Source organism: Mesorhizobium sp. 113-3-9, assembly GCF_016756515.1.
Classification (GTDB): Bacteria; Pseudomonadota; Alphaproteobacteria; order Rhizobiales; family Rhizobiaceae; genus Mesorhizobium.
On record NZ_AP023246.1, the window covers coordinates 7336796 to 7355374 of the forward strand.

Genomic DNA, 18579 nt, shown 5'->3' on the forward strand with positions numbered 1-18579 from the left:
CTCTGGGCGCTCCTTAAGAAGGCCACCATAGCACTGACAACAACCCCGCATGGCGCCGCCGTTGTCAGCATAACTCTCGTGGACTGTGTGAATAATAACCCTGATTCATCAGCACTGCTTCACGCTCCGCCATGCGCAAATCTTCCCGAACCATCTCCCTAACCAATTCGATGAAGGAGATTTTGGGCTCCCACCCAAGTTTTTCTTTCGCCTTGCGGGCATCGCCGAGAAGTGTCTCGACTTCTGCAGGACGAAAATAGCGGGGATCTACTTTTACGATCAGAGCTCCCGTCTTTGCATCGTACCCCTCTTCGTCGACCCCTTCCCCCACCCAACGAACATCGATGCCGAGTTCAGCGGCCGCGACGGTGACGAATTCGCGCACCGAATGTTGCTCACCGCTAGCGATCACAAAGTCTTCAGGTTGCTGCTGCTGCAGCATCAACCACTGCATCTGGACGTAGTCTCGAGCGTGCCCCCAATCGCGACGCGCATTAAGGTTGCCGAGGAATAGAGTGCGTTGCATTCCAAGCTTAATCCGAGTCAAGGCGCGCGTGATTTTGCGAGTTACAAATGTTTCTCCGCGCGTAGGTGACTCATGATTAAATAAAATGCCGTTACATGCATACAAATTGTAAGATTCTCGATAATTTACGGTGATCCAGTGAGCATACAATTTGGCAACAGCGTAGGGGGACCGGGGGTAGAACGGTGTCGTCTCGGTCTGTGGCGTTTCCCGCACCAGCCCGTAGAGCTCAGACGTCGAGGCTTGGTAGTAGCGCGTATGCTTGACGAGCCCCAGGATCCGAATTGCCTCGAGGATACGCAGCGCACCCAAGGCATCGGAGTTCGCGGTGTATTCTGGTTCTTCAAAGGAGACTGCAACGTGGCTCTGAGCTGCCAAATTGTAAATTTCGTCCGGCTGAACCAGTTGGATGACGCGCGTAAGGCTCGACGAGTCTGTCAAGTCCCCGTGGTGAAGTGTAAGATCAACGCCACTTTCATGAGGGTCATGATAGAGATGGTCTATACGGCCCGTATTAAAAAGAGACGATCGTCTCTTTATCCCATGCACAGAATAGCCCTTTTCTAAAAGCAATTCTGCGAGGTAGGAACCGTCTTGTCCCGTAACCCCGGTGATTAAAGCTACTTTTCTCTTTGACAAGCTTGAATCCTTTTGATTTTGACGCGCCCATGAAAACGCTCGCCTGCGGCGGGATTGCGTGGCGAGAAAGGGGCGTATTGGGCAGGCGAACGGGGGCCTCTGCGCGAAGGCAAGGGAGAGTTCGATCGGGATGCCAGCCTTTCATGGAGCCGGGGAACGTTCGAAAGTGTTGTCGATCAAGATCAAACGACGCGGGTCATTCAAATCGAATTCGACAATTCGTGGCACGAAGAGGCGGGCGTAGCGGGTGAAGGCGCTAGTCGGAGGAAAGCGAATAACAGTGTCGCATCGACCGAGGAGATACATCTCAACGAGCGCGGAAAACCCCCCGTCGGTGCCCAGTGCTGCACTGTGTAAGGGGCCGGCCTGATCCGCCTGGAAGCGTTTTGGGACGGTGAAAAGTTCGGGAAATACGCCCGACAGGTGATCAACAACCTTGGCGCTGTCTGTACACAAGAACACCCTTACAGGTCTTGAATGCGGTTGCGCCTTGGCCATACGAATGGCAGTGCATACCTGCTCTAAGGCAACCGTCGGATCAGCCCAGTAAGGTGCGTGATCCATAATATCTTCGCCGTTGCCGTGGCGGACATGGACTCCAATTATGCTGTGCCCGTCAAAATGTTCCTGGTAGAGCGCTTCAATGCGATCCTCAATTTCGACCCTCGGTGTGATGCTCCTAAATATGGTTCGCTCGGCCTTTTCATCGCAGCGCCACATCAAGCAAGCATCACACACTACCGTGTTGGCTTCACAATCATCTTGGGCCTGGAAAAGATCGTTAAGCTCGTCACGTTCTTGGAAAATCTGTTCATCCGGACGGTACACGCAGTCGATGGATGGCTTGTTCCACCACGACGGGAAGAAGGGACCAGGGAATGAGACGTGGTTGATCTGGTCATCGCAAATGACCCGTACACCACCGATATCCTCAATTGGCTTGAAGAAAGCTGGAAAGGCATTCGCAAACGGGTTGTCAAGGTAACAAGAGCCGCGCCAATCTATTGCTAAAGCTCGTCCCGTCCGATGTGCGTAGTCCCAAGCCGACGCGAGAGACCACAGGCAATCACCGAGACCCGTGCGCCGTCGAGAAACAACGAACCGATCGTTCCTTGAGCGATCAACAAGCATCTAAATTGCCTCTCTCCAGAACACCACAAGCCTCAGCTTTGCTGCTGCGTTTGAGGCAAGCGCCTGCGCAATTCGGGGAAGATTGTCGTGCTGTGCCAATGCGATGTAGCTTGCGTCTGTCGCGGAAGTGCCTGGCCGCGATGGACGCGCGCCTGGGCTGGTCTTCCGCGCAGACCAGAAAATGCTCTTCGGAGCCAACGCAAACATCAACCACTTTCCTTAAGGCTGCTACATTCTTGAATTCTTTCTATGCATCGTGCCGTAACATCGGTAAAATCGTCTGTTTCGATGAAACGCATCCACGCCATGGATGGCTAGTGACATGGGTTCCAGAGCGTTGGCTGTGAACCCTCTCGCTGTGCTCGACGCACCGCTAACCCCAGCGGAACCTCACGGTGACGGCACGCAGCATCGACCTAAGTAAGCCGGCCATGAGCGCGGGCCGCGGCCACGAAGCTTCGACTGGGCCAGGTTCTGCATGGGAGCGCCACAAAGAAAGAGGCGATGCGTCGAGCTGTAAGCGAGCCTGAGCTCGCTTTCGAAGCGCTATGCCATCAACCCCAAGACGGTCGCGAAGTGGAGGAGCGGAGTTCGACCGCCGATCTGCCCACCGGCCCCAGGGAGCCGAGATCGAAGGTTCTGTCTGCCGTAGAAGAGGACCGTTGTTGTGGCCTTCCGCCGCAACACACTGCTGCCGCTGGACGATTGCCTCTACGGCCTTGCAGCCGACGATCCCGCATCTGACGCGCTCTTCATTGCACCGATGTCTGCAGCGCAAGCATCGGCTTCTTCCACATTGATATTGCGGAGATCCCAACCGAACAGGGCAAGCTAAACATCAAGGCCTTTGTACCGCGGCACCGCCTGTCGCGAACCTTCGCGCCCCTCTGTCCCGCCGGCACCAAAGGAGACCGTCGCGGCGCCGTTGTTGCTAGATCACATTCAATTCCCTAAACGCCCGCCCTTCGGCGACACGGATGTACCCAAACGCGGAGCAATCGACCGTGCGGTAGCCGCCATGCACGAGAAGCTCGGCCAGCGCCTTGCCGACCGCCGGGGCCTGCTGCAGACCGTGGCCTGAAAAACCGTTGGCGAAGAGGAAATTCTTAACCTGCGGATGCGGGCCGATGACTGCGTTCTGGTCGAGCGTGTTGTAATCGTAGTGCCCGGCCCAGGCGCGGGTAGGCTTGATGGCCTCGAAGGCCGGAATGCGGGTCGCCAGCACCGGCCAAATCACCTCTTCGAACAGCGGCCAGTCGACCTCGAAATCCTGGGGGTCGGCCGGGCCGTCGCCTTCTTCCGGTTCGGCGCCGCCAGTGAGATAGACCGGGCCTTCCGGCCTGACATAGATGCCGGAGGGATCGACCAGCAGCGGCATGTCGGCATATTTTTCGCGCGCCTCGAAGACGAAGACATTGCGCTTGCGCGGCTCGACCGGCAGCGCCAGCCCGGCGAGAGCGGCGACCTTGCCGGCATTCGGCCCGGCGGCATTGAGGACGGTGCCTGCTTCGATCGTCTCGCCATTGTCGAGCCTGACGCTGGTGACACGGTGGCCCTGCCGCTCGATGCCGATGACCGAGGCGGTCATAAAGTCCACGTTCTTGCCGCGCAGCGCCTTGCGGAACAGCGTCAGCATCGCATGCGCGTCGAACCAGCCTTCGCCGCTGCGGCCATAGGCGCCGGCAGAAATGCCTTCGGTCGACAGCCAGGCGAAGCGCTGGGTCAACTGCTCGGCATCCTCGAGCACGATGTCGGCGCCCTCGGCGACCTGCGCTTCGTGGTTGGCATTCAGGATCGGCAGCCCGTTCTTGCCAGCGAGAATGAGAAAGCCGCCCTCGCGAAAACCGATGTCGGCGTCCGCGCCGAATTCTTCCTTCAGCCGCCGGAACAGTTTCATGGTGAACTGCGACAGGCGGATGTTCTGCGGGATCGAGAATTGCTGGCGAATGGAGGCGCAGGACAACGTCGTTGCCGCGTGCGCGAACTGCGGATCGCGCTCGATCAGCGCGATCGAGCCGGAAAACCCTTCCTCGCGCAGATAGTAGGCGATCGAAGAGCCGACGATGGCTCCTCCGATGATAACGATGTCGTAACGCACTTTTTTGTCGCCTTTCCGGTAACCGCCCGTGTCGATCACACAGCCGTCAGCATGATGTCGAAGCGCCTGCCGCGGCGGGCGCGGGCCTAGCGAGTTGAAAAGGGTTGCCGCATGCGCTTGATCCAGCGGCGCTCACGCAGCTGCCGGTCCTGCCCCACGCGGCAAGTCGTCGGCTCTGTCCGTCTTCTCCCAGGTGAACTCAGGCTCTTCACGGCCGAAGTGTCCGTATGTCGCCGTGTTGCGGTATATCGGGCGTACGAGATCAAGCATCTCGATGATGCCTTTCGGTCGGAGATCGAAAACATGCGAATCCAAACATGAGCCCTGATCCCGCCCTTGCTCGAGATCCTGCCATCGTCCTTCATCAACGCCCTGGCTGGTGTCGGGCGACTGCCCGGTGAGAGCCAGAACGACGGCGCAATTTCGACCATCAAAGCCGATGGCATCGCCAATATCGAGTATCGTATCGCGGGCGACTTGGGTGTAATCGATGTGCGCATGGCTGGTACCCTCGTCCTGCTGGCTTTGTCATTTCGCGCTCTTCGCAAATGCTGTTTGGCGGCGGAACATAAAACGACACCAGATTTCTGCCGCCACTGATCTCGAAAGTTGTGATGAGCGTACCATTGACAGCGATTTGCGCTCGCAACGATTCCATGAATTTCTTTGAAGGATCTGTTGCAACGCTAAACAACAACGCAACGAGATTGGCGGGGGCCTGGTAAGACGGCAAGCTGGAACTGGTTGGCCAAGAGGGAGGCGATCGGCGCACCTTTCCCCAGGCGACGTGCTAACTTGCATCGTGCACCTCATCCGCCATTTGCTAAATGTTTTGTCCCGGCATTTGCTGGAGCGGATTGAAAGTGAACGCTCGGGCTGGGAAGCCCATGCCTTCCAGATGAACTCGCAGGGCGTGAGGCCCTTGAGGGTCTTCAGCTTGCGGCCGGAAATTGTAGGCCGCGACGAAGTCGGCAAGATGCCGACGCAGTTGGTCGCGATCGTCGTAGTGGAAGCGCTTGACGGTTGCGTCTTGATGGTCCGGTTCATTCTCTTGACTCTTCTCGCCGGCCTGTCGCCGTCGACATCTGGCAATCGGCCGATGCTTGCCTGCAGGCAGCGGTGGGAGCGCGTCAGATGCGTGACGTCGGCTGCAACGCGTAGAGGCAATCGTCGAGCGGCAGCAGCCTTGTTGCGGCGGAAGGCCACAACAACGGTTTTCCTCGACAGACAGAACTGTCGACTCCCTGGAGCCGGTGGACAGATCGCGGTCGAATTCCGCTTCTCCACTTCGCGACCGTCTTGGGGTTGATGCCATAGCGCTCCGAAAGCGACCTCAGGCTCGCTTCACCTAGCCCATAGTGCATCCTTTGAGTCGGACGAGAATGGCGAAATTTCTTTTCCGCGACATGCAAGCAAGAAGGCTTCAGCCAATGGCGGTTTTTCGATAATCGGCCGTGTCTATCCCATGTCGTTTCAGCTTGTCGTAGAAGGTCTTGCGGGGAACTCCCAGGACTTCGATCGTGCGCCTCACGTCGCCGCCGCATTCCTGCAAGGCATCGCGGATGATAGTCGCCTCATAAAGGCTGACCTTCTCGGACAAGTGGAGGCTTGATACCGCTTGTTCCTTTCGACCTGATGCAATGGGCGTGCCCAGCCTTTCAAGTCCCAATGCAACGCGATCGGCGAAATGCACGAGTTCACGGACATTGCCGGGCCAATTGTGGCTCACGAGGCGATCGCGCACGCCAGCGCTGATGTCCGGAACTGGCCTGCTGAAGCGTTTGGAGGCGCGTTCCAGGAAATGCCCAAAGAGCATCGGGATGTCTTCGCGCCTTTCGCGAAGCGGCGGGATGCGGAGCGTCACCACATTCAGCCGGAAATAAAGGTCTTCCCGGAAATCTCCGCGGGCGGCCGGATCGCCGAGATCGGCCTTGGTAGCCGACACGACACGAAGGTCGATGCTGCGGGTTTCGTTCGTGCCAAGCGGCGTGATCTGCCGGGTCTCAAGCACCCTCAGAAGCTTCACCTGGAGTGCTGGCGGCATCGACTCGATTTCGTCGAGGAAGAGCGTCCCTCCGTTCGAATGCTCGATGCGACCGGTCCTGCGCCTCTGCGCGCCAGTAAAGGCGCCTGCCTCGTGCCCGAAAAGTTCGCTATCGATGACGCTTTCGGGCAGCGCTCCACAATTCAGGGCAACGAAGGGCTTCGTGCGTCGTCTGCTCCAGCGGTGAAGCAGATCCGCGACCACCTCCTTGCCCGTGCCCGTCTCGCCTTCCACAAGGACATCCACATCGGTATCGGCGATCTGGCGGAGAGTTTCGCGCAATCGAATCATGGTCGGTGCCTCCCCGATCAGCGGGATATCGCCCGCAGATCGGACAACCGCATCCCTAAGACGTCTGTTTTCCAGGACCAGGCGCCGTTTTTCCGAAGCGCGATGCAGCGTCACGAGAAGCCGGTCGTTCGCATATGGCTTCGAGATGAAATCGTAGGCGCCATCCTTGATGGCGGCAACGGCCAGCTCGACGTCGGCATGCCCGGTGATCAGGACAACCGGAATTTCCGGGTCGATCGCCTTCACTCGCTCGAAGAGCTGAAGTCCGTTCAGCCCGGGCATACGGATGTCACTCACGACAGGGCCATCGAAGTTCCCGTCGATTCTGGCGAGTGCGGCCTCGGCCGAACCGAACACGCTCGGTGAGAACGAGGCAAGCTTCAGCATCTGCGTGGCTGCGCGAAGCACATCCTCGTCATCGTCGATAAAAATGACCGGTCCTGATTCAGCACTCATGCCGCTCGCCTCAGCTCGACCGTGAAGGAAGTCCCTCTCCCGTGGCCGGCATCATCATGCCGCAACGAGCCGCCGAGCTCACGTGCGATCTCTTGCGAAATGACCAGGCCAAGACCGAGACCCTTTTCCTTGTTGGTAACGAACGGCATGAAGAGGCTCCTGCGAATGTCGGGGGCAAGGCCGGGGCCGTTGTCCCGAAGGGAAATAGCGACCATTTCCCCGTTTTCGGCGAGCGCTATCTCGACGCGGGGCTCCGGTTGATCCTTCAGAGCGTCAAGCGCGTTCTGGAGAAGGTTGACGAGTATCTGCTCCAGTCGCATGCGGCTTGCCATGACAATTGGAGACGGATCGATCCGCTTCCGTTCAATCGTCACCCCGGAATCGCGAATTCGGCCTGAAAGAAGCGACAGAGCGCCGTCGATCGCGTCGTCCGCCAGTATCGGTCCCATCGATCCGCTGGCGCGGCGGGAAAAGGACCTTAGCGTTTCAGTGATCGTGCCGATCCTGCCGGTCATGGCGACGATCGAGGTCAGATTCTCGGCGGTTTCTTGCGACCGGCCGATCCCTAGAAGACGCGCGGCATTTTCAGCATAGGTGCGGATTGCGGCGACCGGCTGGTTGATCTCGTGGGCGACCCCGGCCGTTATCTGTCCCAGGATTGACAAGCGGTTCGCCTGGGCGAGTTCGTCGCGCAGGCGACGCACTCTTGCTTCAGCGTTCTCTCGCTCGGCGATCTCACCGGCGAGCGCTGCGTTCGAGCTCTGGAGCTCCGCCGTGCGCAGTTCGACGCGATGCTCCAGTTCCGCATTCAGCAACACAAGCACTTCTTGCCGCTGCCGGGCCGCCCGCCGCCGTCGAACAATGATGAAAATGACGAATCCAACGAGAACGAGGGCAAGCAGCGTTGTCACGCGGGCTGTCATGACCGCCGAGGAGATCTCGGTGTCGGCGGGGATGAGCAACGACATGCGCCAGCCCGGAACTGCTTTGCCGAGATCCTGCGAAACCGCAACGAAACCGGCTGATCGACTCTCAGGAGTTGCGGTGACCAGGTTGTCGCCGCGGCGGGAAAGCGGCACCGGCTCGAAAGTCACGCCCGGTAGCTGCAGACGATCGCGAGCGGTTTGCTTCTCCTTTGCGGAAAGCGGTGAGAGAGCGCCAAAACGCCATTGGGGCACGCTCGTGGCAAGAACCACGCCTCGCTCATCGGTCGTGAAGACCACGAAGCCGCTCTCCAGCCAACGCGACTCGACGCGGTCGAGCTCCACCTTCACCACAACCACACCGAGCGGCCCCTCCGGCCCATCGACCCGGCTCGACAGATAGAGACCAGGGCGCGCGCTAACCGTGCCGAGCGCATATTGCATAGCCGCCCCATCCGCCATCGCCTCGGTGAAGTAGTGGCGAAAGCGGTAATCGCTGCCGACGAAACTGGTCGGCTCGCCGGCGTTGCTCGCAGCAACCGCTACGCCCTCAGGATTAATGATGTAGAGTATAGAAGAGCCGGCGTCGCGCGCGATGGCGCGAAGCTTCTCATCAAGCGCGGCTTCGTTGGCAGTGCTCGGACTGCGAAGCATCTCCTGAACGGCACCGTCGCGTGCCAGAACCAGCGGAATCATTCGCTGCTTCTCGATCTCTCCTTTCAAACTGTCGGCTGCAAGTGGGAACGCGGCAAGAGCACGGTCGCGTAGGGCATACTCTGCTCTGGTGCCGGCGATGCGTCCCGTTGCAAAGACGACGAAACAGAGCGCCGCACCAAGAATTGCAAGCAAAATCACAAGCCAGAGAGATCGACCGCCGGATCTACCAGGGAAGACCAATGGGGCGCGCTGGAAGGCGCCATTACCCATGTCTTCTTCTTCTGCCATCGTATTCTTAAAACCGATCATTGACGAACCATAGTGCGGGGTTCCGCCAGAAGGGAAGGCGATCCGTGCGGAAAACCGCACAATCTTGCTGCGCGATTTGTTGAAGATACCTGAGGCTCCGGCGATTTCCGCGCTCTCTTGGCTTGGCACGGCTATTGCGGTCAACAACGCAGCAGCGTTCGACCGGGGCGCCGCGATGGGAGAAGCCGCGGGGAGGAACAGCCCGCCCCAAACCGGTCAGGGAGAGAAAACTTACATGTTGACCCCACTGGCTCCAAGCGTAAAGCGCGCACCCCGCAAGACCCTTTTTGCCAAGCCTTACGTGCAGGTGCTTGTCGCAATCCTCCTCGGCGTTGCGGTTGGCCATTTTTATCCGCAAATCGGAGAAAACCTGAAGCCGCTCGGCGATGCCTTCATCAAGCTCGTCAAGATGATCATCGCGCCCGTTATCTTTCTGACCGTGTCGACTGGAATTGCCGGCATGAGCGATCTTCAGAAGGTCGGCCGTGTTGCCGGCAAGGCGATGGTCTATTTCTTCACCTTCTCGACGCTCGCGCTTATCGTCGGCCTCATCGTCGGCAATGTCATTCAGCCTGGCGCCGGCCTCAACATCGATCTGACCTCGCTCGACGTCCAAGCCGTCAATGGCTATGCCTCAAAGGCCCATGAGCAGTCCGTGACCGGCTTCCTCATGAACATGATCCCGACCACGATTGTCGGCGCCTTTGTGGAAGGCGACATTCTACAGGTGTTGTTCTTCTCCGTCCTCTTCGGCATCGCGCTGGCGATGGTCGGAGAATCGGGCAAATCGGTTCTTTCCTTCCTTCAGGACCTCACTGCACCCGTTTTCAAATTGGTCGGCATCCTGATGAAAGCCGCGCCGATCGGTGCTTTCGGAGCAATGGCCTTCACGATTGGCAAATATGGCATCGGTTCGGTAGCCAACCTTGCGATGCTGGTCGGGACCTTCTATCTCACGGCCTTCCTCTTCGTATTCGGGGTTCTCGGTGCAGTCTGTCGCTACAATGGCTTCTCGATCTTTTCTCTTATCCGCTACATAAAGGAAGAGCTGCTGCTGGTCCTCGGAACGTCCTCCTCCGAGGCTGCGCTGCCCTCTCTCATGGAGAAAATGGAAAAGGCCGGCGCCAAGCGCTCGGTCGTGGGCCTGGTTATCCCGACCGGATATTCCTTCAATCTGGATGGCACCAATATCTACATGACCCTCGCGGCCCTTTTCATCGCGCAGGCGACGAATACGGATTTGTCAGTTGGCGATCAGGTCCTGCTGCTGCTCGTCGCGATGCTTTCCTCCAAGGGTGCAGCAGGTGTCACAGGTGCCGGCTTCGTCACGTTGGCCGCTACGCTCTCCGTAGTGCCGGCAGTTCCCGTTGCTGGAATGGCGCTGATCCTTGGCGTCGATCGCTTCATGTCGGAATGCAGGGCACTGACGAATTTGGTCGGTAACGCGGTGGCATCGCTCGTCGTCGCCCGCTGGGAAGGCGAACTGGATCAGGCGCAATTGAAAGCTGCATTCTGCGGCCACCAGCCTGCCGAGACATCAACCGGCCAGCCACTGATAACGCCCGCGCCGAGCAACTCGGCAGCATCGCTGCCGGTTGAATCGCCTGGCTGGTCCCAAACGCCGGACGATCGGGCCGCGGGTTCCAAACAAACTCTCGCGGGCCGATGAAATCAACAATCCCGAAATGCAGTGGGTGCAAAATCATCTGCGCCTTGCGAAGGTCTTGCACCGGTCACGACACACAAGCCCTCGATGATGCGCTTAATGCCTCCGAAGTTTGCGACGGTTCGTCGAACCGGGCGCGGAGCTGGGTCGGAGCCGTCGGCACGGCTGAACAATTCGCCCAGGCTCTACATTTCGGCTTCTACCTCGCACCATGCCACGACCAGAATTCGGTAGCGAACAGGATCAATGCAGGAATGACAGATTTTACTGAATCGACCTTTGCCGGATTTCTTCTTGATGTCGTTTAATCAGACTCGAACAATGGCGAAGCGACCCATAATTGCTGATATCGCCCGGGAAGCCGGGGTTAGTGTTGCCACCGTTGACCGAGTTCTGAATGCCCGTCATCCGGTGCGGAAGGAGACTGCGCAGCGGGTCTTAGCGGCGGCACAGGCCATCGGATATCACGCCGCAGGTCTTATCAAGCAGCGCCTGCAGCCGGACCTGCCGCAATATCGGCTTGGCTTCATCTTGAGAAAACCGACTCACCACTTCTACCAGGGCTTCGCGCGTGAGGTCGAAGCGGCGGTCAACGCGGCGAAGTGCTTCCATGGCACTTCGCTCATCGAATTCGCGCCGTCGCACATGCCATGCGACCTTATTCCATTGCTCAAGGAATTCGGAGCGCGCTGCCACGCGATCGCCATGGTGGCGCCGGACCATCCGGCGATCACGGCAGCCGTCCAAGAACTCAAGGCAAAAGGCATCCCCGTTTTCTCGCTGCTTTCCGATTTCGCCGAAGGTGTTCGTGAGGGTTATATCGGCCTCGACAACCGCAAGGTCGGGCGGACGACAGCGTGGATGCTTTCAAAGGTCGCAAGACGGCCGGGCAAGGTGGCGGTTTTTGTCGGCAGCCACCGTTTTCAGGGGCAGGAGCTGCGGGAGGTCGGCTTTCGCTCCTATTTCCGTGAGAATGCACCGGCATTCGAGCTGCTCGATCCGCTCGTGAACCTTGAGGCACGGCAGATCACCTACGAGGCCACGCTGGATCTCATGCAACGGGAACCCGAACTCACCGGCTTCTATGTGGCCGGCGGAGGTATGGAGGGAGCGATCTCCGCGCTCCGTGAAGAAGGCGAAAGCCGGGGTCTCGTCGCGATCGTTAACGAGATCACGCCGGAGTCACGGGCTGCACTCGCAGATGGCATGATCACGATGTCGGTCGCCACGCCCCAGCGCCTGCTTTGCCAGGAACTGATGACGCTGATGGCCCAGGCCATCAAGGTCGGCACTTCGGAGACGCTCGGGCAGACTTTTCTGCCGTTTGAGATCTATCTGCCGGAAAACATCTGAAAAACTGATAAAATACTATCATGAGAGCCTAATTTCCTTTCATTCATGAAAGAAAAGCAGCGGGAGTTTGATTGACTCACCTGCCTCATTCCGGTCTCGTTTAACAACGAATGATTGCTGCGCGGCGGAAGCCAGTCAGCCGAGAACGACGACCCGCACTTCATGAAGAGAGAGGAAAGCCATGCGTCAAGCATCGCTCCGCTTTGCGATCGACCGCATGACGCCGCCCCATCTTGCCAGGGCCGCACTTGCTCGCGGCCCGGGCCTGACTGGCATCGACATTAGCTATCATCTCGATGGCAATTTCATTGCGCGCGAAAAGCCGGCTGCAGACGTCCGTCTTGCCGACGGATCAATCGTCACGACTATCTTCATCAACGCCTTTACGTGCTTCAATGAATCGCCGCGTGCAAGGGCGAGGCGAGCAAACTCGTCGATTGTGCAGCGGCCTGCGGAGCGAAGACGCCGACGAATGCGATTCGCCAAGGACATCCACGCGCTGGACAATAGGCGCACTTGCCTCGGGCATCGATTTCATGGCGCGAGATGATGATCACATGCAACACGATACTCGCAACTGCGAGCAAAGTGCCAGGCAGATCTCGTCACGCTGCATATCGCTTCCAAAAATGAAAAAGTCCAATTCGAAGTCCGAGACGAATCATGTGGTCCCTATTGTGCCGTTGCACGAGAGGGCGCCGGACATCTTTGAAACGTCGACAGCGCTCACCGCTCCCTCTGGGCTGGAAGCCACGTTGGCCAACGTCGTCGACCTCCTGCCATCGTTGGTGCAGGTGCGGCACGGCATCATCTCGCTCTGCGACGGTGCCGGCATACCGGACATGACCGTCGGCGCCGGCTGGAGCGAAGGCAGCGATGAGCGCTACCGCAAGCATCTGCCACGGGCGGCGATCGACCAGATCATAACGACGGGCATGGCGCTCGTCGCCGAGAACATAGCGTTGGATCCGGCTTTCAACGCCGCCGACAAGGACGTGCTCGGGGCGTCCGACAACATGAAAGTGTCGTTCATCGGCGTACCCATTCGCGTCGATGCGAACGTCGTGGGCACGCTGACCATCGACCGCATCCTGGACAACAAATCAGGCTCCCTCCTCGATTACGACCTGCGCCTCCTTACCACAATCGCTAATCTGGTTGGACAGACAGTGAAGCTGCATCGCCTGTTCGCGTCCGACCGCGAGCGACTGATGGCCGAGAAAATCCGGATGCAAAAGCGATTCGGCGAACTCAAGCAGCCTGGGCATCAGGGCAAACGGGCTCATGTCAAGGGGATCATTGGCGACAGCCCGGCGCTGCGCGGGCTGCTTGAGAAGGTCGCGTTAGTAGCCAGGTCCAACAGCACCGTTTTGCTGCGCGGGGAATCGGGGACCGGCAAGGAGCTGGTCGCCAAGGCCGTTCACGAGATGTCGGGACGCGCCAAGCGGCCGTTCATCAAGCTCAATTGCGCAGCGCTCCCTGAGACAGTCCTGGAATCCGAACTGTTCGGTCACGAAAAGGGGGCCTTTACCAGTGCATTCAACTCGCGCAAGGGGCGCTTTGAGCTCGCCGACAAGGGAACGTTGTTTCTGGACGAGATCGGTGAGATTTCGGCCTCGTTCCAGGCAAAGCTGCTGCGCGTGCTGCAGGAGCAGGAGTTCGAGCGCGTCGGCAGCAACCAGACGATTAAGGTCGACGTTCGCGTGATTGCCGCCACGAACAGGAACCTGGAAGACGCGGTTGCAAGGAACGAGTTTCGCGCCGACCTTTATTATCGCATCAGCGTTGTTCCCCTGCTGGTGCCGCCATTGCGCGAAAGGCGCGGTGATATTCCGCTCCTTGCCGCTGAGTTTCTCAAGAATTTCAACAACGAGAACGGCCGTATGATGGTCTTCGATGCGAGTGCGACTGAAGTGCTGATGAACTGTGCTTTTCCCGGAAATGTCCGCGAGCTTGAAAATTGCGTGCAGCGGACAGCGACCCTCGCAGCGGGAACGTCAATCGTCAGAAGCGACTTTGACTGCTCACACGGCCGATGCCTTTCCGCGATGTTATGGAAGCACGCGTCTAAGGAGACTTCGCCGAAATCGGAGCCGATCGCACCATCGCCACTGAACCCGGCTATGCAATCGTCTGGTGCTTTTGCTTCGGCCGCAATTGGGGTCCCGCATGACGACAGCGAGCAGGCACTGCCAGCGCCTGTTCGGCTAGGCCTCGTAAGCGACGCGAAGATGACCGATCGCGAGCGTCTCATCGCGGCCATGGAAAGATCCGGCTGGGTACAGGCAAAGGCAGCGCGCCTGCTTGGACTGACGCCGCGCCAGATTGGTTACGCGCTGAGGAAATACGGTATCGAGATCAAGAATCTCTGAACCTGCTGTCGGACTTCAAGCGGGGCCGCGAGATAGCGCGCGAGGCGAATAGCTGGGACAAATTAGCGTTGATTGGTACGGCTCGGACCTCCGTCGGTGAGGCGTTGCAGCCCTCCTGTTGGCGCCGGCCGCAATCCACGGCCCGCTCGACCGCACGGCGCTTGGTATCCCAGTCAAGTTGGCGCAAACGCAGCGCCGTCATGGTCGGTCCGATGGCCATGTCGCTCCGCTGGCCCCGTGCCGGATGTCTCGCCATTGAAACGGAGAACAGTACGCCGTCAACCAACCTTACCGGAGTGGTGTAGGTCGTCAGGCAGATAAGCGCCGTGCTGCCTTTCGCGCACGCATATCCGGCGGCGTGATCGCCTTTTACGATACCTCCGACGCTCAATCGACGTCTCTCCTCACCCAGCGTCACCCACGGCGAGTGTCGCGTTTGGCATATTTTTGTGCAGGTTCGAAGAGGTAAAGTCGCCACAGCGCGTGGTGTTGACGCGACGATTGGTATGATAAAGAACAGAACTAAATCGGTTTAGACAGTTCGCGCGGAGGTCTAACCCAAGTGGCTCAGGAACCATGGATCAGGCCAAAGGACCAAGGAAAGGCAGAACCATAGGCAAGACCAACAATGTCAACGCCGACCTGATCGCAGTCGTGGTCGCCGTGAACGACGCTGGACCATGTGTTCTGACCATCGAACAGGGGGCCGCTCTTCCCTCGGGCCCGTTTGAGCTCGCTCATCGTTCGCTCCAGTCGGGGCTTAGGGCATGGGTGGAACTGCAGACCGGTCAGCCTCTCGGTTATATCGAGCAGCTCTACACCTTTGCCGATCGCGATCGGGTCGGCGCCAACCAGCGCGTGATCTCGATCAGCTATCTCGCACTCACCCGCGAAGAAGATGCGGGCGCCTCGGGCAGGCGCAGTTGGGCCAGCTGGTACGACTATTTCCCGTGGGAGGATCATCGGTCCGGCAGGCCCCCGATAGTGCTGGAAGAATTGCGGCCGCGCCTTATCGAATGGGCGGACGGCGCGGACGACGGCGCGACGCGCTTCGATCGCCGACGGCGAGCGGCGGTTGCCTTTGCCTTGGACGGCCGGGCATGGAACGAAGAACTCGCGCTGCAGCGCTACGAGCTGCTCTACGAAGCCGCCCTGGTGGAGGAAGCAAAGCGCGGCGGAGTTTCGGCCATCCTCCCTTCCGTGCCGGGCAGATCGATGATCGCCGATCACCGCCGCATTCTGGCAACGGCTATTGCACGACTGCGCTCCAAAATTAAATACCGGCCTGTTGTGTTCGAACTGATGCCGCCGCTCTTCACGCTTTTGCAGCTACAGCGAACTGTGGAGGCGCTCTCCGGCAGGCTCATCAACAAGCCGAACTTTCGCCGGCTCATAGAGCAGCAGGAACTGGTTGAGAAGACCGGGGCGACGACCGCCGAGACCGGCGGCCGGCCTGCGCAGCTCTACCGCTTCCACCATACTATTCTCGACGAGAGGCCTGTGGCCGGCACAAAATTACCGCTCGCACGGGCTTGACACCCCTTATAGTCACAACGATTATATATATCTTATAATCAGATGGACTATAACTGGAGGCTCGATGAGTGCCGTCCTGCCTTCGAGCGCCTCACTGTACGACCGCGTTCGGCGCGTTATCCCACCGATCGAGTGGTCGGTCTTCGTCGAGGATATCGACGCAATCCTGAATCTGAAGCGACAGCGCAATGCGGTCATCCTGGCGCATAACTACCAGACGCCGGAGATTTTTCACTGCGTGGCTGACATCGTCGGCGACAGCCTGGCGCTGGCCCGCAAGGCGATGACAGTCGATGCCGAAATCATCGTGCTCGCGGGCGTGCATTTTATGGCCGAGACCGCCAAGCTCCTCAATCCGGACAAGACCGTGCTCATCCCGGATCTCGGCGCCGGCTGTTCGCTGGCCGAGTCGATCACCGCCGAAGACGTGCGCCTGATGCGGCAGCGTTATCCGAGCGTTCCAGTGGTGACCTACGTCAACACCTCCGCCGCGGTGAAGGCTGAATCCGACATCTGCTGCACCTCGGGCAATGCGCTCGCGGTGGTGAAATCGCTCGGCGCGCCGCGTGTGATCATGCTGCCCGATGAATATCTGGCGAAGAACATCGCGGCGCAGACCAAGGTCGAGATCATTGCCTGGAAGGGGCGCTGCGAGGTGCACGAACGCTTCACCGCGGCCGACATCCGCGAGCTGCGTGAGGCCCATCCCGGCATCAGTGTACTTGCCCATCCCGAATGTCCGCCTGAAGTGGTCGCGGAAGCCGACTTCGCCGGCTCGACGGCGGCGATGTCCGACTATGTCGCGCGGCATAGGCCGGCGCGTGTGGTGCTGATGACGGAATGTTCCATGAGCGACAACGTCGCGGTCGAGCATCCGGAAGTAGATTTCGTGCGCCCATGCAATCTGTGCCCGCATATGAAGCGCATCACGCTCGCCAACATCCGGACCGCGCTCGAGGAGAACCGCCACGTCGTCACGATCGATCCTCATGTCGCTGAACGGGCCCGCTGGGCTGTGGAACGCATGCTCTTTGTATGACGGCGGACATCCATCACATTGGCGGAGCGCCGGTCATCATCGGCGCTGGTATCGCCGGGCTCATGACGGCGCTACACTTGGCGCCGCAACCAGTCGTCCTTCTGTCAAGGACCTCGCTCGGAACCGAAGGCTCGAGCATTCTAGCCCAGGGCGGGCTCGCAGCGAGTCTGGGGGAGGACGACAGCCCCGACCTGCACCTCGCCGATACGCTTGCTGCCGGCGATGGGCTTTGCGACGAACAAATGGCCAGGCGGGTGGTAGAGGCCGCACCTCAAGCCGTCGAGAATCTCATTCGTCTTGGTACTCCTTTCGACCGCTCGCTAGACGGGAGGCTGCAGCTGGGCCTGGAAGCGGCGCATTCGCGTCGCCGCATCGTGCACGCCGCCGGCGACGCAACTGGCCGCGAGTTGTTTCGGGCGCTACTCGGCGTGGCGCGGCGAACCCGTTCGATCACGATCATGGAAGGCATGACAGCGCTTGGCTTGGTTGTCGCGGAGGGCAGCATTGTTGGCTTGCTGACTGTCCTGCATGGCGCCGTGTTCGCATTGCCCACACGCCGCGTGGTGCTGGCGACCGGTGGGATAGGCGGCCTGTTTTGCGATACAACCAATCCGCTCTCCTCATTCGGGCACGGCCTGGCGCTGGCAGCCTGTGCTGGAGCGGAACTAGCCGATCTCGAATTCGTGCAATTCCACCCGACGGCCCTCGACATTGCGCGCCGGCCAATGCCGCTTGTCAGCGAAGCAGTGCGTGGCGAAGGCGCGGTGCTGATCGATGAGCACGGCCATCGCTTCCTGGCAGACACGCCCGGGGCAGAACTCGCATCGCGCGATGTGGTCGCGCGGGCGATCTCCGATCAGCTCGCAGCCGGGCATGGCGTCTATCTCGATGCCCGACATTGTCTCGGGCAGAAATTCGCAAGACGCTTTCCGGCAATCGACGCTATTTGCAAGCATGCCGGCATCGATCCGGCGGTGGAACCCATTCCCGTGCGGCCCGCTGCTCACTATCACATGGGCGGCGTGGCCGTTGACGCCGAGGGGCGAACTTCCGTTAGCGGCCTGTGGGCCTGTGGCGAAGTCGCATGCACAGGACTGCATGGCGCCAACCGGCTTGCCAGCAACTCGCTGACCGAAGCGGTTGCAACCGCCGCCTGGGTGGCTGAAAGCGTCGCAGCTACCTCTGCGGGTGGGCAGTGGCCTAGGCTTCCGGCAACTGTTCCCATCCGGCCCGACCCTTCACCTATTCGCCCGATTGTGTCCAATGCGCTTGGCATTGTTCGGAATGGGAAATCATTATGCGACACGGTCGCGACACTGTTGCCGATCTCTGTTTGCGAGACGGCCGCGGCCGATCCGGCCCTGGTGGCATTGTTGATGGCGATCGCCGCCCTTCGGCGCGAGGAGAGCCGCGGCTCCCACTTTCGATCCGATTTCCCCGGGCGCGATGCCGCCGCCCTCCCCTCACGATTGACGCTCTGCACAGCTTTTGAGAATGCCGTCACGCTCAGATGGCAAGCATCCGAACGGAGCCGTTGAC

General features: G+C 59.6%; 13 protein-coding genes and 2 pseudogenes. 8 read left to right on the top strand and 7 right to left on the bottom strand.

Features of this window, described 5'->3' with window-relative positions; translation table 11 throughout:
* Positions 1 to 64: 64 nt before the first annotated feature.
* Together gmd and MesoLj_RS35050 are read right to left on the bottom strand one after the other, a co-directional pair.
* Positions 65 to 1165, bottom strand: a complete 1101-nt coding sequence (gene gmd / locus MesoLj_RS35045; protein ID WP_202324410.1) for a GDP-mannose 4,6-dehydratase — start codon at positions 1163 to 1165, stop codon at positions 65 to 67.
* Positions 1166 to 1306: 141 nt separating this feature from the next.
* Positions 1307 to 2296: a nodulation protein NodZ gene (locus MesoLj_RS35050; RefSeq protein WP_202308797.1), complete on the bottom strand. Its 990-nt coding sequence runs from the start codon at positions 2294 to 2296 to the stop codon at positions 1307 to 1309.
* A 462-nt stretch (positions 2297 to 2758) separates the two neighbouring features.
* Here MesoLj_RS35050 and MesoLj_RS35055 point away from each other — a divergent pair.
* A pseudogene (locus MesoLj_RS35055) lies at positions 2759 to 3154 on the top strand (IS481 family transposase); the annotation flags it as partial.
* 73 nt (positions 3155 to 3227) lie between these two features.
* Here MesoLj_RS35055 and MesoLj_RS35060 read toward each other — a convergent pair.
* Together MesoLj_RS35060 and MesoLj_RS36555 are read right to left on the bottom strand one after the other, a co-directional pair.
* Positions 3228 to 4394, bottom strand: a complete 1167-nt coding sequence (locus tag MesoLj_RS35060; protein ID WP_202324412.1) for an NAD(P)/FAD-dependent oxidoreductase — start codon at positions 4392 to 4394, stop codon at positions 3228 to 3230.
* A 132-nt stretch (positions 4395 to 4526) separates the two neighbouring features.
* Positions 4527 to 4664 (bottom strand): methionine adenosyltransferase domain-containing protein, encoded by a 138-nt coding sequence (locus MesoLj_RS36555; protein ID WP_446720348.1) that lies wholly within the window; start codon positions 4662 to 4664, stop codon positions 4527 to 4529.
* Between the two features lie 66 nt (positions 4665 to 4730).
* Between MesoLj_RS36555 and MesoLj_RS36560 the strand changes: the two genes are divergently transcribed.
* The gene (locus tag MesoLj_RS36560) at positions 4731 to 4994 is read left to right on the top strand and encodes a hypothetical protein (RefSeq protein ID WP_244730967.1); all 264 of its coding nucleotides are present in this window, start codon (positions 4731 to 4733) and stop codon (positions 4992 to 4994) included.
* 223 nt (positions 4995 to 5217) lie between these two features.
* Here the strand turns inward: MesoLj_RS36560 and MesoLj_RS35070 are convergent.
* The 3 genes and pseudogenes from MesoLj_RS35070 to MesoLj_RS35080 form a co-directional block, all read right to left on the bottom strand.
* Positions 5218 to 5740: pseudogene (locus MesoLj_RS35070) on the bottom strand (IS3 family transposase); the annotation flags it as partial.
* Positions 5741 to 5817: 77 nt separating this feature from the next.
* On the bottom strand, positions 5818 to 7185 hold the full coding sequence (locus tag MesoLj_RS35075; protein ID WP_096453581.1) for a sigma-54-dependent transcriptional regulator: 1368 nt from the start codon (positions 7183 to 7185) through the stop codon (positions 5818 to 5820).
* Positions 7182 to 9035 carry a sensor histidine kinase gene (locus MesoLj_RS35080; RefSeq protein ID WP_202327598.1) on the bottom strand — a complete coding sequence of 618 codons (1854 nt, stop codon included), beginning with the start codon at positions 9033 to 9035 and terminating at the stop codon, positions 7182 to 7184. Before MesoLj_RS35080 ends, MesoLj_RS35075 begins: the two co-directional genes overlap by 4 nt.
* 274 nt (positions 9036 to 9309) lie before the next feature.
* On the opposite strand from MesoLj_RS35080, the gene MesoLj_RS35085 reads away from it, so the two are divergent.
* The 6 genes from MesoLj_RS35085 (at position 9310) to MesoLj_RS35110 (ending at position 18578) form a co-directional block, all read left to right on the top strand.
* Positions 9310 to 10743 (top strand): dicarboxylate/amino acid:cation symporter, encoded by a 1434-nt coding sequence (locus tag MesoLj_RS35085; RefSeq protein ID WP_096453579.1) that lies wholly within the window; start codon positions 9310 to 9312, stop codon positions 10741 to 10743.
* Between the two features lie 318 nt (positions 10744 to 11061).
* Positions 11062 to 12093 (top strand): LacI family DNA-binding transcriptional regulator, encoded by a 1032-nt coding sequence (locus MesoLj_RS35090; RefSeq protein ID WP_010913552.1) that lies wholly within the window; start codon positions 11062 to 11064, stop codon positions 12091 to 12093.
* Positions 12094 to 12650: 557 nt separating this feature from the next.
* Positions 12651 to 14465 carry a nif-specific transcriptional activator NifA gene (gene nifA / locus MesoLj_RS35095; RefSeq protein WP_202327599.1) on the top strand — a complete coding sequence of 605 codons (1815 nt, stop codon included), beginning with the start codon at positions 12651 to 12653 and terminating at the stop codon, positions 14463 to 14465.
* 576 nt (positions 14466 to 15041) lie between these two features.
* Positions 15042 to 16001: an NUDIX hydrolase gene (locus MesoLj_RS35100; protein WP_010913550.1), complete on the top strand. Its 960-nt coding sequence runs from the start codon at positions 15042 to 15044 to the stop codon at positions 15999 to 16001.
* A gap of 64 nt (positions 16002 to 16065) precedes the next feature.
* A complete protein-coding gene (gene nadA / locus MesoLj_RS35105; protein ID WP_006333927.1) occupies positions 16066 to 17040 on the top strand; it encodes a quinolinate synthase NadA in 975 nt (324 codons plus the stop codon).
* The gene (locus tag MesoLj_RS35110) at positions 17037 to 18578 is read left to right on the top strand and encodes an L-aspartate oxidase (RefSeq protein WP_202324415.1); all 1542 of its coding nucleotides are present in this window, start codon (positions 17037 to 17039) and stop codon (positions 18576 to 18578) included. Before nadA ends, MesoLj_RS35110 begins: the two co-directional genes overlap by 4 nt.
* The last annotated feature ends 1 nt before the right edge of the window (position 18579 follow it).

Coding starts and splice junctions, on each gene's coding strand:
- MesoLj_RS35075 (WP_096453581.1), bottom strand. CDS start 7,185: ATGAGTGCTGAATCAGGACCGGTCATTTTTATCGACGATGACGAGGAT.
- MesoLj_RS36555 (WP_446720348.1), bottom strand. CDS start 4,664: ATGCTTGATCTCGTACGCCCGATATACCGCAACACGGCGACATACGGA.
- MesoLj_RS35090 (WP_010913552.1), top strand. CDS start 11,062: ATGGCGAAGCGACCCATAATTGCTGATATCGCCCGGGAAGCCGGGGTT.
- MesoLj_RS35050 (WP_202308797.1), bottom strand. CDS start 2,296: ATGCTTGTTGATCGCTCAAGGAACGATCGGTTCGTTGTTTCTCGACGG.
- MesoLj_RS35085 (WP_096453579.1), top strand. CDS start 9,310: ATGTTGACCCCACTGGCTCCAAGCGTAAAGCGCGCACCCCGCAAGACC.
- MesoLj_RS35110 (WP_202324415.1), top strand. CDS start 17,037: ATGACGGCGGACATCCATCACATTGGCGGAGCGCCGGTCATCATCGGC.
- MesoLj_RS35100 (WP_010913550.1), top strand. CDS start 15,042: ATGGATCAGGCCAAAGGACCAAGGAAAGGCAGAACCATAGGCAAGACC.
- nadA (WP_006333927.1), top strand. CDS start 16,066: ATGAGTGCCGTCCTGCCTTCGAGCGCCTCACTGTACGACCGCGTTCGG.
- MesoLj_RS35080 (WP_202327598.1), bottom strand. CDS start 9,035: ATGGGTAATGGCGCCTTCCAGCGCGCCCCATTGGTCTTCCCTGGTAGA.
- nifA (WP_202327599.1), top strand. CDS start 12,651: ATGCAACACGATACTCGCAACTGCGAGCAAAGTGCCAGGCAGATCTCG.